At 63.1% G+C, this 15,822-nt stretch carries 15 protein-coding genes; 10 read left to right on the forward strand and 5 right to left on the reverse strand.

Annotated features, from left to right (window positions below; genetic code table 11):
• Nucleotides 1–47: 47 nt before the first annotated feature.
• Both CHB73_RS01035 and CHB73_RS01040 read right to left on the reverse strand, forming a co-directional pair.
• On the reverse strand, nt 48–1,031 hold the full coding sequence (locus CHB73_RS01035) for a Tim44 domain-containing protein (RefSeq protein ID WP_235641457.1): 984 nt from the start codon (nt 1,029–1,031) through the stop codon (nt 48–50).
• A gap of 22 nt (nt 1,032–1,053) precedes the next feature.
• Nucleotides 1,054–1,449 carry a response regulator gene (locus CHB73_RS01040; protein WP_089271181.1) on the reverse strand — a complete coding sequence of 132 codons (396 nt, stop codon included), beginning with the start codon at nt 1,447–1,449 and terminating at the stop codon, nt 1,054–1,056.
• A 157-nt stretch (nt 1,450–1,606) separates the two neighbouring features.
• On the opposite strand from CHB73_RS01040, the gene CHB73_RS01045 reads away from it, so the two are divergent.
• Genes CHB73_RS01045 through CHB73_RS01055 form a run of 3 tightly spaced genes read left to right on the forward strand, consistent with a single transcriptional unit; the run spans nt 1,607 to nt 3,684 of the window.
• Nucleotides 1,607–1,918 (forward strand): hypothetical protein, encoded by a 312-nt coding sequence (locus CHB73_RS01045; RefSeq protein WP_089271183.1) that lies wholly within the window; start codon nt 1,607–1,609, stop codon nt 1,916–1,918.
• Nucleotides 1,915–2,700, forward strand: coding sequence for an HD domain-containing protein (locus tag CHB73_RS01050; protein WP_089271185.1), 786 nt, complete (start codon nt 1,915–1,917; stop codon nt 2,698–2,700). The genes CHB73_RS01045 and CHB73_RS01050 overlap by 4 nt, the downstream gene beginning before the upstream one ends.
• 39 nt (nt 2,701–2,739) lie before the next feature.
• Entirely contained in the window at nt 2,740–3,684 is a 945-nt protein-coding gene (locus tag CHB73_RS01055) for an NAD(P)/FAD-dependent oxidoreductase (RefSeq protein WP_089271187.1), read from the forward strand.
• Nucleotides 3,685–3,790: 106 nt separating this feature from the next.
• Here CHB73_RS01055 and feoB read toward each other — a convergent pair whose 3' ends face one another.
• From feoB to CHB73_RS01070, 3 genes are read right to left on the reverse strand one after another with little or no spacing between them, the layout of a single operon-like run.
• Nucleotides 3,791–5,773, reverse strand: coding sequence for a ferrous iron transport protein B (gene feoB / locus CHB73_RS01060; protein ID WP_089271189.1), 1,983 nt, complete (start codon nt 5,771–5,773; stop codon nt 3,791–3,793).
• Nucleotides 5,770–5,997 carry a FeoA family protein gene (locus CHB73_RS16660; RefSeq protein ID WP_179216835.1) on the reverse strand — a complete coding sequence of 76 codons (228 nt, stop codon included), beginning with the start codon at nt 5,995–5,997 and terminating at the stop codon, nt 5,770–5,772. The genes feoB and CHB73_RS16660 overlap by 4 nt, the downstream gene beginning before the upstream one ends.
• A gap of 16 nt (nt 5,998–6,013) precedes the next feature.
• Nucleotides 6,014–8,074, reverse strand: coding sequence for a TonB-dependent receptor (locus CHB73_RS01070; RefSeq protein ID WP_179216836.1), 2,061 nt, complete (start codon nt 8,072–8,074; stop codon nt 6,014–6,016).
• Between the two features lie 173 nt (nt 8,075–8,247).
• On the opposite strand from CHB73_RS01070, the gene CHB73_RS01075 reads away from it, so the two are divergent.
• The 7 genes from CHB73_RS01075 (at nt 8,248) to CHB73_RS01105 (ending at nt 15,742) form a co-directional block, all read left to right on the forward strand.
• A complete protein-coding gene (locus CHB73_RS01075) occupies nt 8,248–9,165 on the forward strand; it encodes a helix-turn-helix domain-containing protein (RefSeq protein ID WP_089271195.1) in 918 nt (305 codons plus the stop codon).
• Nucleotides 9,162–10,121 carry a helix-turn-helix domain-containing protein gene (locus CHB73_RS01080; RefSeq protein ID WP_089271197.1) on the forward strand — a complete coding sequence of 320 codons (960 nt, stop codon included), beginning with the start codon at nt 9,162–9,164 and terminating at the stop codon, nt 10,119–10,121. Before CHB73_RS01075 ends, CHB73_RS01080 begins: the two co-directional genes overlap by 4 nt.
• Nucleotides 10,122–10,349: 228 nt before the next feature.
• A complete protein-coding gene (locus tag CHB73_RS01085; protein WP_235641458.1) occupies nt 10,350–12,317 on the forward strand; it encodes a TonB-dependent receptor in 1,968 nt (655 codons plus the stop codon).
• On the forward strand, nt 12,317–13,372 hold the full coding sequence (locus tag CHB73_RS01090; RefSeq protein ID WP_179216837.1) for a class I SAM-dependent methyltransferase: 1,056 nt from the start codon (nt 12,317–12,319) through the stop codon (nt 13,370–13,372). Before CHB73_RS01085 ends, CHB73_RS01090 begins: the two co-directional genes overlap by 1 nt.
• A 386-nt stretch (nt 13,373–13,758) precedes the next feature.
• Nucleotides 13,759–14,385 carry a hypothetical protein gene (locus tag CHB73_RS01095; RefSeq protein WP_179216838.1) on the forward strand — a complete coding sequence of 209 codons (627 nt, stop codon included), beginning with the start codon at nt 13,759–13,761 and terminating at the stop codon, nt 14,383–14,385.
• On the forward strand, nt 14,382–15,140 hold the full coding sequence (locus CHB73_RS01100; RefSeq protein ID WP_089271205.1) for an ABC transporter permease: 759 nt from the start codon (nt 14,382–14,384) through the stop codon (nt 15,138–15,140). The genes CHB73_RS01095 and CHB73_RS01100 overlap by 4 nt, the downstream gene beginning before the upstream one ends.
• A complete protein-coding gene (locus CHB73_RS01105) occupies nt 15,137–15,742 on the forward strand; it encodes an ATP-binding cassette domain-containing protein (protein WP_235641459.1) in 606 nt (201 codons plus the stop codon). The genes CHB73_RS01100 and CHB73_RS01105 overlap by 4 nt, the downstream gene beginning before the upstream one ends.
• The last annotated feature ends 80 nt before the right edge of the window (nt 15,743–15,822 follow it).

Raw genomic sequence — 15,822 nt, forward strand, 5'->3', positions numbered from 1 at the left:
CGGAAACGCACTCCCGGCCCTTGACGTTTGCGTGGCGCGCTGCCGCACTACCCTTCCAGTTGTTGTATGCCCTCAAGACGCCAGTTGGCCGAAAGGTCGGCGGTGGGACGCGAAAAGTGCCAGACCTCGCGCACCTGCTTGGGCCGCTCCTCGGCCGCGTCCTCACGCATGAGCACATCGAAAAGCACTGTGGCCACAGTGTCCTGATTGTCCTCGCGAAACTCGACCAGCCGCGCATTGACGAGCAGCAGTTCGGTCTTCGAGGGCTGAGGGGCCGCGGAAGCCTGTCGGCGGATCTCTGCAAGGACCTCAGGGGTAGTGAACAGAGCGATGTCGTCCAGGTCCCGACGGTCCCAGGAATGCTGGAGGCGGGCGTACACGGTCTTTGCCCCCTCCAGGAACTCGTGGACGTTGAACCCCTGCGGCACGGCGGGACCGTCGACGACATCGGCGGCGGGCGCCACGCCAAAGCCGCCCGTGGGCTGGGGGGACGCGTTACGGCCACCCGCAGAATCCTCGCGGGAACGCAAATGGCCCCAGCTCTGTTCCGCGCGATCATACGCATCAGGCGAAGCGGAACCGGTGGGCCCCGTGCCCGGAGCAGCGGCCGCGCGGCGTCGAAGCAGCTTGAATCCCAAGAAAATCACAAGGCCGATGAGCAGGATGTCCAGCATCCCGATGCCGCCTCCTGCGCCCCAGCCCATGCCGCCGTGGCCGAAAAGCATGGAGCCAAGAAGCCCGCCAGCCATGAATCCGCCCAGCCCCCAGCCCATGCGGGAGAACATGCTCGGACGCTGCTGCTGGGACATGGCGCCTGGCGCGGCGGACTGCTGCTGGTTCATCGGCCGCGCGGCAGGCGATGGCTGCGTCGGGGAAGTGGGCGAAGTCTGGCGCGGTGCATAGCTGCGGGAATACCCGGCCTTGCCGCCAAAGGAACCGCCCCCGCCCATGCGCTTGGCAAGGGCGAAATCAGCCAGAAGGCCGCATGTAAGCACAACGGCCAGAAGGCCGCTCATAGTCTTGGTCGTCACGTTCATTGTGCAAATCCTCGCGTCACACCTCGAATCCGAGGCTGCAGATGGTCTCATACAGACGTTCGGTCAAGATCGGCTTGGTGATGTAGGCCGTAGCCCCTCCCCTGTACGCGCTCATGACCGAGCGCATATCCCCCAGGGCCGTGGTCATGATGATCTTGACACCCTGGCCCGGCTTCACCCCGGCCAGCCGCTCCAACCGGCGGATCTCCTCAAGCACCTCCTGCCCGTTCCTGCGCGGCATCATGATGTCCAGACACAGGAGCTGGAAGGGGCGGCCCTCCTCCAGGGCCAGACAATAGGCGGCAAGGGCGAGTTCGCCATCCTCGGCCAGAACGCATTCGCCGAACCGGGCCAGGAGCCCGGACATGTACCGCGCACTGGCGCAGTCGTCCTCGGCTATGAGAATGCGCATGGAGCCACCTCTTCCCCTCCTCCTACCCGATGTTCGGTCCGGGCACAATCTCCGCTGGCGCACACGGGCGCGCCCTTGCAACACGGCGCGAGTCCACGTACTCTCAGCCTTCAAGGCCCGGCCAGATTCGGGCCGCATCCCTGGAGGCACATTCCCCATGTCATACCTGACTGTTTCGGTCCAGAGCGGCGGGCCGTCAAAATGGACCGCGTGGCCGTTCAACTCCGGCGTTGGCGGCGACTGGGAGACCAGCCTGGCCACTTACGCGTTTTCTTTCGCCATCTTGGCTGTCATCTGCATTTTTCTGCGACTGCTTTACGGCCCCAAAGGCATTTGGCGAGACAAAGAGATGGACCGCGAAGCCGAAGAGATGCGGCGGCGCGAGCACGCGCAGCTCGACGCCGATTTCCGTGCAGGGAGGCTGAGCCGACAACTCTATGAGCTCAAAAAGAGGTCCATCGACAGATGAACGACCCACTCGTTGACCATGTCGCCGAACGCTTCAAGGCCTTTGCCGGACGCTACATCACGGACCGAGACGACGCCTTCGCCTATCGCCTCAAGATCGACCACACGCTCCGGGTTCTGGCCATTGCCGAACGCCTGTGCCGCGATGCGGGATTGGACGCCGGGCTCACGCAGGCCGCGCGTCTGGCGGCCCTTCTGCACGATGTCGGCCGCTTTCCCCAGTACCAGCGATACCGCACGTTCCGGGATGCGGAATCCGCCAACCATGCGGCCTTGAGCATCACCCACACCCTGCGCGAGGGGCTTCTTGAAGACGCGCCCAGCCCTGTCCGGCGGCTTGTCCTGGGGGCCGTGTACCTGCACAACAAGCGGTTCCTGCCTCCGCTGCGCTCCCCGGCCCTGCACACAATCGCACGGGTGCTTCGGGACAGCGACAAGCTGGACATCTACTCGGTCATGATCGCCCACTTCTCCCAGGAAAACCCCAAACATCCCGAGGTGGCCCTGAGCGTTGTGGACCAACCGGACCGCTACACTCCAGCCGTGCTCGACACCGTGCTCAACAGGCAGCACGGAGATTACCAAGCAATCGTCTATGTAAATGATTTCAAGCTGATGGTCATTGGCTGGCTCTATGACCTGAACTTTGGTTCCTCAGCACGGATGCTGCAGGAGAAAGGCTATCTGGACACCCTCATCGACTGGCTGCCCCAAAATGAACACGTCATGAGGCTTCGGCGCCAGGTGCATGAGGACCTTGCCCGCAAGGCGGAGTGTGCTTAACTCCCTGGTGTCGGCTTTTCACCGCCATAAGGAGATCCCATGGAACCAAAGAAGATCTTCGATGTCGTCATCCTGGGCTGCGGGCCTGCCGGTATCCAGGCCGCCATTCACGCCTCGCGCAAGAAAGCCAGCGTGCTGCTGCTGGGACGGCTGAACAAGAGCAGCCTGTTCTGGGCGCACGTGGAAAACTTCATGGGCATGTTCAAGACCAGCGGAGAGGCAATGCTCACAACCGGGCTGGCGCAGGCCAAAAGTTTCGGGGCGGAGACGCTGGAAGAGGATGCCCTGCGCATCAGCCAGACGGGACGCTGCCTGGAAATCGAAACCGAGAGCGGAAATGTGCTCTGCGCAAGAGCTCTGGTCGTCGCCACGGGCACCACGCGCAACCGCCTGGGGGTTCCCGGCGAAAAGGAGCTTCTCGGCCGCGGGGTGTCCTATTGCGTGGATTGCGATGGCGGCTTCTTCCGGGGCGAGGACGTGGCCGTGGTCGGCGGGCAAAGCGCCGCGGCCGGCGGGGCGCTCACCTTGCTTTCCATGGCCAGAAGCGTGCACCTCGTGGCGGAGTCCCTTGACGTGTCTCCCGTCCTCAAGGCCAAGCTGGCGCAATCGGGCGTTGTGCTGCACGAAGGCGTCAAGCCCGTGGCAGTACAGGGCGAGGGGAAAGTCAGCGGTCTCGCCCTCTCCGATGGACAGACCCTCGCGGTGTCAGGCGTCTTCATAGAACTTGGCGCCAAGGGCGTGCTTGAACTCGCTTCCTCCCTGGGGCTGACCCTGGACGAAAGCATGAAGTACATCGACACGGACAAGCGGCAAGCCACGAGCGTTCCTGGCGTGTTTGCCGCCGGAGACATCTGCGGCCCGCCCCTGCAGATGGCCAAGGCCGTTGGCGAGGGCTGCGTGGCAGGCAGCAACGCGGCGATGTACGCAAAAAACATGAAACTGGCCCAGGAAGGCCCTGACGAGGAGCAGCCCCAGGCGCAATAGCCCCTCCGTCCCCCTCCGAGACATCGCTGCCGAAGGCCGATTCCCGTGCGACCGGCGCTGCGGGAATCGGCCTTGGCATTGAAACGCGCCCTGAGGAAGACTCCCGTTACAACATGCGCAGCAGCCACTGGTACACGGCAAGGGCCGCCACAAGCGCCGCCAGGGCCGTTCCCCCGGCCACGGCCAGCACCACCCAGGAACGCCCGCACTCCTTGCGCAGCACGCCCATTGTGGCCACGCACGGCAAAAACAGCGACTGCGCCACCATGAAGGACATGGCTTGCGCAGCGCCCATCTCCGCGCGCAGCACCTCCGGCAGGCGGTCCAACGGAACGCCGTAGATTATCGCCAAGGTCGCCAGCACGGCCTCCTTGTTCAATACAGAGGTCAACAGCGAGGTCAGAAGCCGCCAATCGAAGCCAAGCACCGCGCCAAGGGGCTCAAGCCGCACGCCGACCTGGCCGAGCAGACTGGTGCGGATGTCCCCAGTTGGATAGTAGGCGAAGAACCACACCAGCACGCAGAAGCTGACGATCAGCGTCCCAGCCTTCTGGACGAACGCCCAGCCACGGGCCACTGCCTCGGATGCGATGACCCGAAGTCGAGGACGCTGGTAGCGCGGCAGTTCAAGAAGCAAATGCTGTGCCTCGCGCCCGGGCAAAAGCCGGTCCACAGTGGTCCCGGCAAGTCCCAGGAGCAAGGCGTTGAGCACCAGCACGCCGAACACGGCCGCCCCGGCGATCCACGGGGGAAACAGCCAGGACGCCAGTGTGGCCGAAACCGCCAACTTGGCGCTGCACGGGACAAAGGGCGCGAGAATGGCCGCCATTTTGCGCTGCCGGTCGGAATCGCAAATGCGGCCGGCCGATACCCCGGCCACATTGCACGGCAGGGAAAACAGCAAGGCGACGAAAGCCTTCCCCGTCAGGCCGATCCGCGTCATGGGGCCATGCATGACGTAGGCGATGCGCGCCAGGTAGCCGACATCCTCGAGCAAAGCGAAGATGGCGTAAAAGGTCACCAAAAACGGCGTCAGGCAGACCACCGAGCCCACCCCGCGCACCACGCCCATGCCGAGTCCGCCCAGCCAGGGCGACACCGGCGACAGCAGGCCGTTCACGTATCCCTCGGCGTAAAACATGCCTTTCATGATAAGGTACGGCAGAGGGAACCCGACCAACATCCCAACCGTAAACGCGAGCACGAGCACGAGCACCGCCAGCAGCGGCCCCGCCAGCGGATGTGTGGCCACAATGTCGAACCGGCCGAAAACCGGGCTGATCTCGCCAACCTGCCTGAGCGCCGCGCGTGCCATCTCCACCGCCTTGGCGTGGCGCGCGGCGTTGATGCCGTGACCATCGAACTGAAAGGACTCGATCTGCACGATGGTATTCGCAGGAAGCTCCCTGCGTGCCCACGCGAGCATGTCCTGGTCGCCCTCAAGAACCTTCAGCGCCAACAGCCCGGCGCTTGCGCCACGCGGGTGCCCGATGGAAAGGCTGGCGCGCATGGTATCCCAGACAGACCGAACCTTGTCCGGCAGATAGGAAGGCACAGCCGTGGAACGTAACGCCGTTCCGGCCCCGGTCGCAAGGGCGCGGTCGACAGCGGCCTCAAGCTCCTCCAGTCCGAAGCCCTTGGCAGCATTCACCGCAACGACCGGCAAACCGCTCGCGCGTTCCAAAACCTCGGCATCGAAGACCAAGCCCTCGCGCTCTGCAATGTCGATCATGGTCACGGCCAGCACCACCGGCACGCCGATGAGCGCAGCGTCCAAGGCATGGCAGAGAGCCCGCTCAAGCGAGATGGCAGAAAGCGCCAGGACAATCACGTCGGGCCTGGAGTCCAGCAGGAAATCGCGTGCGATACGCTCCTCCTCCGAGGCCGGAGTAAGGCCATAGTTTCCCGGCAGATCCACCACGGCGACGGACCGCCCGCGGATACGGGCAAGACCGGTCTTCTTGTCCACGGTGCGTCCGGGCCAGTTGCCCACCTGCTGGCGCAGGCCGGTAAGGGCGTTGAACAATGTCGACTTGCCGGTGTTGGGCTGCCCGGCCAAGGCGACCATGGGGAGGACGGCGGCGTTCATGCCTCCTCCTCGACACTCACGGTCAGGGCTAGGGCTCTCGCCACAGCAAAAATGCTGCGTCCGCACTCAAGGAGCAGGGCTTTCCGCTTCCCGTTCCGCAGCACAGTGACGCGCACGCCAGGCAGGATGCCCATTCCCGCCATGCGTACCCCGTGCACGCCCGACACAGCCACTTCAAGCACGATGGCGCGCCCGCCTTGCCTGATTTCCGTCAATGGTCTCATAGGAATCCCTCTCTTCTTAAAACGTCGCGCCAAGTTCCACGCCAACCGTAAGCGGCGACGCCATGACCGCCGGCGCCAGCGTTCCGGGCATGAATTGAAAGGCGCGCACCACATAACGCTCATCACCAAGGTTCTTACCCACCAGCGCGGCGTGCCAATGCTCGGCCCTGTAGCCGACCTTGGCGTTCACCAGGGTATACGGGTCCTGTTTGAGCGTGTTCATTTCGTCCAGGTACTTGGTCCCGAAGCGCGTTGCGTCGAAGCCCATGAAAAAGCCGCTTGCGTGCTGGTAGGTGAAGCCGCCACCAAAGCTCGAATCAGCCGTATTGGGGATGTACTTGCCGGAAGGATCGCCGGAGGCCATGGGCTTGTATTCGTCGAACTTCGCGTCCATGAAGCCGCCCTGACCGAATACCGTCAGGCCCGGCAACGGTGCCCACTGGATCTCGGCCTCCATACCCCGGCTGTGGCTTTTGGCCGCGTTCTGCCTTGACTGCACGCCGCCAGCGGTGATGGCCGTCACCTGCATGTCGTCCCAGACGATGCTGAACGCTGCGGCGCTCAAACGCAGGGAACGATCAAAAAGTTCGGCCTTGTATCCCAACTCGTAGGTGAGAGAATACTCAGGAGAAACCACGGGGCTGTCACGCAAGGTGGTGATGTTGGTCTCGTTGGCGGTGAAATCGCCCGAGCGCGAGCCCCTGCTCACGGAAACGTAGGCGGTCTGCCTGTCGGCAAACTCCCAAGAAAGCGATGCGCTGGGCAGCACGCTCGTCCAGCCTTTCGTCATGGCGAAGTCGGCGTTGCTGTCAAGGCTGCGCCATTTGAAGGCCTGGCGTTCGTAGCCCAGACGCAGCCCGCCAGTGAGCTCCCAACCCGGCAGAAAACGCCAGCCTGCCTGCCCGAAGGCTGCGGCGGAATTGTTGCCGATGGACGCTGTGGACGCACCAGTGGCGAATGCGCCCGTGCCGCCGGTGTCATAGTCCGTGTTCTCGTGCAGCAGGAACATGCCCCCAAGCCAACGCCAGGGCCCCTGCCCTTCCGGCGAGGCCACGCGCATCTCGTGGGTCAGTGTGCTGAAGTCTTCCTTGTAGTCCAGGTTGAACAACGCCGCCGAAGAGGTATCCATGTCCATGAGCATCTTGTAGCGCGAGGCGGAGTAGGCGGTAATGCTGGTGAACCGCCCCATTTCCATGTCCCGGTTCACGGTGAGCATGGCGGTGGAAAGCCCGCCCTTGTCCAGCCCCGGCTCGTCGCTCTGGGCGTGGTAGGTGCGCCCGTTGGCCATGTTGGTCCAGCCCATGGCGCCGTGATACTCGTCCAGAATGCCAGCCAGGGTCACGTCCGTCCGGCTGTCGATGTCCGCCCTGAGCTTCAGGTGCATCCCGTTCTGCCAGGAGCTGTCGGCATCGTTCTTGCCGTACATGTCGTTGGTGATGAAACCGTCTGAGGAACTCCGCCAACCCGACACCCGGTAGCTCAACACATCGTTGATGGGACCGCCCAGGGCCGCCTTGAAGGTGGCCTCTCCATAGGAGCCGTAGCTTACGTCGGCCTTGCCTTCCAACATCCGCGATGGTTGCGGAGTGAAGACGTTGATGACGCCCGCGTTGGTGTTGCGCCCATAAAGCGCGCCCTGTCCGCCGCGCAGCACCTCAATGCGCTCCACGTCGTAGAGCGAGTCCAGGCCGACATAGGGCAGCGTGGCCCCGTCTATGTTGACGTTCCAGGTCTTGGACATGGTGGTGACCCCACCAATGCCACGGTAGTTGAACTCCGTGAAGTGCGCGCCAAACTTCTGCATGTTCAGGTTGGGCACCAACACGGGCAGGTCGCGCAAATTCTCCACGCCCAGGTCCTCAATCTGCTGCTGGTCCAGAGCGGTGACGCTCACCGGGACCTTCACGAGATCCTGCTGGACCTTCTGCGCAGAGACGACGACCGGGCTCAGCCTCGTGGCGTTGTCCTGCTCTTCCGCAGCAAGGGCCAATTCGACCGAACCGGAAAAGGTGGCCAGCATGGTGCCCGCGGCAATCAGGCAGGCCAGCGTTGTCATATTCCGTGAATGTGGGGGCATGTGCATCTCCTTGAAATTTTGTCCTCCCCAGCTACCTCCAAGGCACACGACGCCGCTCCCCGTTTTCACACCAGCATTGCCCAATTTTAAATCAAATTCCCTTCCTTCAAAGGCTTGATGCCGGACATGAATTTGAATATTATTCTCAAAAAGAACAAAACGACGGAGCACCCATGCCTTCCGAACCCGGTACCAAGAGCCTTCAAACACATGTGCTGCCCCCCCAGGTTCTGCGCCAGGGCGGGGTGGAGGTGTTCCCCGGCATGACCCTTTTCCCTGCCCTGCTGCCCCACGGCAAAAGCGTATCCGGCACGTTTGAAACCCCTCGGGAAACGCTGGAGTTCGGCTACATGCTGCGTGGCAGAGCCAGGGCGGAAAGCCGCGACCAAAGCAAACGGTATTGCATCGATATGCCCCAAGACACCGTCATCCTGCGTAGACCTCCCGGATTGCCAGGGGTGTTCCACGGCAGCTCCGATGACGACCTTGCCCTTATCGGGCTGGAGTTCACTCCGGAATCGGCGGAACGGCACCTGTGGCCTTGGCGGCCCGGCGCCCAGCCCGAACCCGTCGTCACCGCGTCACTCTCCGCGCAGGAACGCTACTTGGCCTGGCAGCTACTGGAGTCGGACACGACCCTATCCTTCGGCCCGCTGCTCCGTCAGGGGCTTGTGCTCCAACTGCTGTCCGTGACCTTGGGGCGTCTACACGGCGTTGACCGATGCGAACGCGCGAACATCGCCCCGTTCGAGCGCAGAAAGGTGAACGCGGCCAGGGATCTGCTCGACCAGTGTCTGGAAACCCCGGCCGACCTGGCCGACATGGCGCGTGAAGTCGGCCTGCCGCCCGCGCGTCTCAAGGCCGGGTTCGTGGCCCTCCACGGCATGACGCCGTTCCGCTATCTCCATGAGCAACGGATGCAACACGCCCGGCTGCTCATTGAACAGGAGGACTGCTCGGTGAGCGAGGCCGCCTGGCGCATCGGGTATACAAACGTCAGCCACTTCGGTGCAGCCTTCAAGCGCCGGTTCGGAGATCTTCCGGGCGATCTGCGCAAAAGCTGCATTGCATTGGGAAAGGCGCGGCCATGAAACTGTATTGCGGCGTTCGGGAATCCAATGTGGACTACCGGCCAGAAACAGGAGGGCCGCAGTGGCAGGTTATAAGCGCCGAACTGCGGCCGGGAATGCTGTGTGTGGCATCACGTCTGGATGCAGCAAAGTCCGGGAGCTTCGATTTCGAAATTGAGAACCCGCCTGTGCATTTCGGAGGCATCCTCCATGGCAGCAACCGTTGCAGTTACTCCAGCGGACAGCTCAAGGGGCATGAAGTGGTACGCACAGGCGGCGACAACGGCATAGTGTGCCTGCCAAAAACAACGGGACGAGTGGAATGCGCCCCAGGTGAAGATGCCTGTGTTGTAACCGTGCTGGTTTCTCCTAATGTGTTGCGTCACTATCTGGACGATGCCAAGGAACAGACGCCGCAGCCTCTGCGCCGCGTACTGCGGCCATACCCGGAGCAACTGCTTTGGCGGGGAAGGCGCAACGCCAGAAAGACCTACCTGCTTGGCGCGCTGCTGGAAACCCTGCGCCATCGCCCTGCCTGGCGGCTCATGCAGGAAAGCATGGCCTTGGAACTTGTCGCGCTACAGCTTGAGGAGTGCCGCGAGGAACAACGGCACCCCCCTACGCCACCACGCATATCAAAAGGCGATGAAGAACGTCTGCGCGAGGCCAAGCGGCTCCTGCTGCTTGATCTGGAACATCCTCCGAGCATCTCCCAGCTTGCGCGCCTTGCGGGACTGAGCGAAAAAAAGCTCAAGGCAGGATTTCCCGTTCTCTTCGGCGATACCGTGTACGGCTGCTTTCGCGCGCACAGGCTGAATCATGCGCGCCGCCTCATTGAGGAGGACCGGCTGTCCGTCAGCGAAGTGGCCTACAGCATCGGCTATTTGAACTTGAGCCATTTCAGCCAAGCCTTCCGGGTACGTTTCGGCATGAACCCCAGCGAGCTTCTGCGCCGACGTTCCGAAAAACTGCCATAAGGCGCCGCGCGGGGCAATCTCGGCCCCGCAACGGTTAGCGCCCCGCCGTCCTCTTCGGCTAGTTGAGTTTGAACGTCAAACTCAAATCGGGTCCGCTCCGTGCGGGCCTTGGAGGACGCAATGCTTTTACGTTCGCTTTGGCTGGCGCCGCTGCTGTTGGTCCCAGTCCTGGCCCTTGCAGATGACGGAGCTGGAGCGTTCCGAGCGGATAACGCAACAGAGCCGCACTTGCTCGAAACCGTCCGCGTCACCGCCACCAAGCGCGAAGAGGAGCTCCAGCGCGTTCCAGCCAGCGTTTCCGCGTTGGACGAGACCTCTCTGGAGCAGATGGGCGCGCAAAAACTGGGCGAAGCCGTCCGCGCCCTGCCCAACGTGCACCTCAAGCAGGCCACATCGGGTTCGGCTTTGGTGATACGAGGCCTATCCACCATAGACACCTCGCTCTACAACTCCGGCGGTCTTTACGTGGACGGGGTCGCCCGCCCACTCACCTATATGCAGAACCTCGACCTCATGGACGTGGAGCGCATCGAGGTGCTGCGCGGCCCGCAAGGCACGCTCTATGGCCGCAACAGCGATTCCGGCGTGGTCAACGTGGTGCTGCGCCAACCCGGACTCGAACCATCGGCCCGCATCTTTGCCGACTATGGATCGTACAACTCGCTGCGCACCGGGGCCAGCTTCAGCACCCCTCTGGACTTCCAAACCCTCTTCCTCTCCGGCAGCCTTCTCCGCAACGCCACGGACGGCTTCACCACCAATGTTTCAAAGAACGACGACAGGGCGGCCAAAAGCACCTACCTCATGGGGCGAGGCTCACTCCTCTGGAAGCCGCGCGAGGACTTCGACATGACCCTGTCGTTCGACTCCGACAACTCCTCCGACGGCGTCGGCAAATTGCGATACGAAACCGGAACCAACGCCTCCAGACGGTTCAAGGTCCGCTCCAATGCAGCGGACGACTCCAGAGAAAACAGCCTGGGACAGACCCTCAAGTTGCGTTGGAGCGCCGACTTCGGCGAGGTATCTGCGGCATCCTCCTTCCGAGACTATACTTACGGCTTTCTTACGGACCTGGACAGGACCGCGGCGGCGCAAGGCTACTCGAACATGGCATTGCAGCAAAACAGCTGGAGTCAGGAACTGCGCCTGGCCTCCCCGGTCGGGAGCGCGATGACCTGGCTGGCTGGGGTATACGCCGGCCGAGACGATACCTCGGTGCGCTTCGACCGCATCCGCGCGGTGGGCAACCTGTATCTCGACACGTCCATGACCGAGGCAAGCTACGCCTTGTTCGGCCAGGGCACCGTGCCATTGTGGGAGGGACTGCGCCTGACCGTTGGGCTTCGGGCCGAGGCGACGCAAAGCCGTGGGACCCAACGCTATGCGACCGCCCTCCTCTCCCGAGAGTATGGAAAGAATCTGGACGACACGGCTCTGCTGCCCACTGCCTCGCTGGCCTACGACTTTGCCAAAGACGTGACGGCTTACGCCACCTTTGCGCAAGGCTATCTCTCGGGCGGCTACAACCCCTTTTCAGCCACAGATCAGACGTCCTTCTTCTACAGGGCGGAGCACACCACAAACTACGAGCTCGGCCTCAAAACGGCCTGGCTGGACGGACGGCTCACGGCAAATGCCGCGCTGTTCCACACCGAGGTGCGCGACAAGCAGGTGCGCCAGGAAGTTCCCGGAGGTGGCGTCGGGGCATGGTCCTTCTCCAACGCCCCGGAAGCCCATGTGGACGGGATGGAGATTGAATTCAAGGCCCTGCCCTGGACTGGATGGGAACTCTCTGCCGGAGCGGGCTACGCCAAAAGCGAGGTGGACCGCTGGAAGGCAAGCGTCGGCGGTACGCAATACGATTACAAGGGTAAACGTTTACCTTGGGCTCCGGAAATCACCTGGAACCTTGGCGCGCTTTATACGCACGAAAGCGGCGTATTCGGCCGGGTGGATGTGCTCGGTGCGGGCAAGCAGTACTTCGACGCGGAGAATACGCTGCTCCAGACCCCATACCAGACCGTGAACCTTCGGCTGGGCTATGCCCGTGACGGCTGGGAGTTCGCCCTCTGGGCCAAAAACGTTTTCGACACGGCATACACCACAAAGCAGGTCAAAGATACGGCGGGAAACCGCATGGTTGAGGACGGCGACCCACAAACCTTCGGAATAAGCGCTGCATGGAGCTTCTGATGGACACCTTGGCACACGACGACATGCTTCTTGGATTCGCCCCCCTGGGCGAGTGGCTTCTGGGGCCTGTACGCATGGCCCTGCTCACCACCGCAATCGAACTCGGCATCCCTGAACTCCTTGCCACAACCAGCGATGCGGATGAGGTGGCGCGCCAACTCGACGCGCATTCCGGAAACACCCGGTTGCTGCTCGACGCCATGGCGGCGATGGGCTTGGCCGAAAAGCACGGCAACGCGTATGCGAACTCGCCCCTGGCGGAACGGCATCTGCGTGACGGTTCGGAAACCAACCTGCTGGACGTGATCCAGCGGATGACCGCCATGCAGCACAAAAACCTGGTTCGACTTGCCGATCTTGTCCGCAACGGGCCGCCGCCGCTCAAGCAGGAGGACAAGTTGGAGAACCCGGAACTTTGGCGCAAGGCCGCGCGTGGGCTGGCCAACTACCAGCGTTCCGGACTGGCGCAATACGCCGCGAGCCTTGTGGCCGCGCTGCCGGAATCCGCAAGCCTGAAACATATGCTCGACCTTGGCGGGGGGCCTGGCGTTGTGGGCATGGCCATCGTCGAACGCCATCCAGGCATGACCGGGGTGTTGTGCGACATGCCCAACGTGGCGGAGACCGCGCAGGCGGAGATTGCGGCCAAAGGCCTCAGCAACCGCATTCGTGTCCTTTCCGGCGATTACAATACGCTCGACCTGGGGGGCGGCTTCGACCTCGTATGGGCCAGCCATACCCTGTACTACGCCAAGGAGCTTGATGGTTTCATGGGCAAGCTGCTCGATTGTCTCAATCCCGGCGGCGTGTTCGTGAGCCTGCACGAGGGCCTGGAGCAAGGGCGGACACGTCCTGAATATTGCGTGTTGTCACGCCTGTGCCTCGCACTGGAGGGGCAAGACGTCTCCTTCGACTCTGGCCGCATCGCAAAGGCAATGCTGGAAGCAGGCTTCCAATCCGTGGAAAGCCGTGTTGTGCAGCTCTCGCTGGGAAGCGCCCGGCTGGATATCGCCCGCAAGGCGGGGCGGCTGCCAGGAGCCGGAGCCCTTGCATGAATCGGCGGGGATTCTTGCGGTTCGCAACGTGCGGCGGCGCCGGGCTTGCCCTCGCGATAGCAGGCTGCGGCGCCCCGCAGGACACGGCCACAGCGCTTCGACTGAGCGGACCGGCCCTTGCGGAGTCACTGCCGTTGTTGCTCTTGCAACGCACGCTCCAAAGCCAAGGCCGACAGGCCGCCTTCACTCCCTGGCAGTCGCCGGATCAGTTGCGCTCCCTCATCAGCGCCGACACGGTGGATGCAGCGGTCCTCACAATCACAGCCGCTGCGGTTCTATACAACCGCGGCGTTCGCTTGCAGGTCGCCGCACTGACGGAACCTTCGCTATGGATCGTTTCAACCACCCCAGAACTCCGATCCCTTGAGCAACTGCACGCCCAGGAAGTGTGCCTGCCCTTTGGTCCTGGCGATACTCCGGACCTGTTGCTGCGCTGTCTGGCGGACCGCCTAAACGTAACGCTTCAGCCCAGGCATACGGGCGGCAGCCTGGAAGCGGTCAACCTGCTTCTGGCCGGGCGCGCGCGACACGCCTTCCTGAGCGAACCTGCCGCCAGCCTTGCGGTTCGCCGAACGGCGGATGCCGGAGGCTGCGTGCTGCGCAAGGCGGTAGACGTGCGCGAGACCTGGGCCGAGGCATTTCCGGAATCCCCTCGACTGGCCCACGGCGCCCTGGCCGTGTTCGCCTCAAGATCCGACATACCGGCCCCAAGGCCGCTCGTAGCCCGGTGCGAGGAGCCGGACAGCCTAGACTGGCTGCGCGCCGCATATCTGCGCGAGGCCGCCTTGGTGGCTCGCGACCCGCACCAGGCCGCCATGCTGGCAATAGAAGTCTTCCCCGACTTGGGACGACAGACCGTGGACGGCATCGTGCCAGGCTCCGACCTGCGCCCGGCAATCGGGTCGCAAGGAAGGGATGCAGCCCAGTTCCTGCTGGCGCGGCTTTTTGAGCTGTCCCCCAAAGCCCTTGGCGGCAAGCTTCCTGGACCAGGCTTTCTGGAGCTTGGACAATGACCGTGCGACGCCTCTCAAGCCGCTCGGCGACAGTGCTTGGCGTTCTGCTGGCGCTTGGCCTCTGGGAGTTGGCGGCCCGCGCCTCCTCCGGACTGGCCGTCGCCTCTCCGTGCGACACCCTGCTGGCCTTTGCCGAGCTCTTAAAAGAGGACGACTTCATCGGCGAGCACTTGGCCGCCAGCCTGCTGCGTACGGCATGTGGCCTCGGCCTTGGCCTGTCACTGGGCCTTACGGCAGGGGCGCTCACGGTCATTTGCCCATCCCTCCGACAGGTTATGGCGCCCTTCCGTTGGACGCTCACCAGCGTGCCCGGAGTCGTGGTGGTCATGCTCGGAATGCTTTGGCTGGGCATGGGCACCCCCATGGTCACCGGCATCGTGGCCCTTATGACCGCACCCGCAATCTATGTCGCGGTTCTGGAAGGACTCGCCGCCGTGGACGCGGAACTCATCGAAATGGCGAGACTCTACAGGCTTCCGCCATATTTGCGCGCAACCCAATTGTATCTTCGCGCCCTGGCGGCTCCGCTCTTCTCGGCCTTGGTTTTGGCCCTTGGCGGGGCCATGCGCGTGGTGGTGCTGGCCGAAGCGCTGGGAGCATCGCAAGGGCTCGGGCATTTGTTGGCCATGGCCAGGACAAACCTGGACACGCCTCGGCTGTACGCCCTGGCATTGCTCTCCATGTCCGTGGTCGGCATGGTCGAGTTGGTGCTTATCGGTCCGGTTCGACGCCTGGCATGGAGGTGGCGGGGATGACCACTGTGCTTTCGTTTCATGCAGCGAGCAAGACCCATGCGGGGAGGACAGTTCTTCCGCCAACGGATATCGTTCTCGCTCACGGAGACATCTTGGCCGTTACCGGGCCAAGCGGAGCCGGAAAATCCACATTGCTCCGATTGGCCGCTGGACTCGCCACGCCAGATTCAGGCCGCGTCGCCATCGCGACCAGGCGCATTGGATTCGTGTTTCAAGAACCGCGGCTGCTCCCCTGGCTGTGCGCCCTGGACAACGCGTCTCTCCCGTTGCGGGCGGCAGGATGCTCACGGGACGAAGCCGGAAGGCGGGCGTCAACGCTGCTCGACGCCCTGGGCCTGGCGGAATTCCATCGCGCTTTCCCTTCGCAGCTTTCAGGAGGGATGCGCCAACGCGTAAGCTTGGCCCGCGCCCTGGCCCTTGAACCGGACCTGCTGCTCCTGGACGAACCTTACACAGGCTTGGACGAGGCTCTCAAACAGGACGTGCGCGGCCTTGTGGAGCGGCAGCTTATGGCCACCAACGCGGCCGCAGTCCTCGTCACCCACGACCGCGGAGACATTCCGGATAGGGTACGCACAATCCTGCGTCTTGGGACAGTATAAAGCGGCCTCAAGGCGCATGAAACGTTGGTGGATCATCCGTGAGTGCAAAATCACTTCGTGAGCCGCCCATGAAGCTTTCT

Source organism: Humidesulfovibrio mexicanus (genome assembly GCF_900188225.1).
GTDB classification, from domain to species: Bacteria; Desulfobacterota; Desulfovibrionia; order Desulfovibrionales; family Desulfovibrionaceae; genus Humidesulfovibrio; species Humidesulfovibrio mexicanus.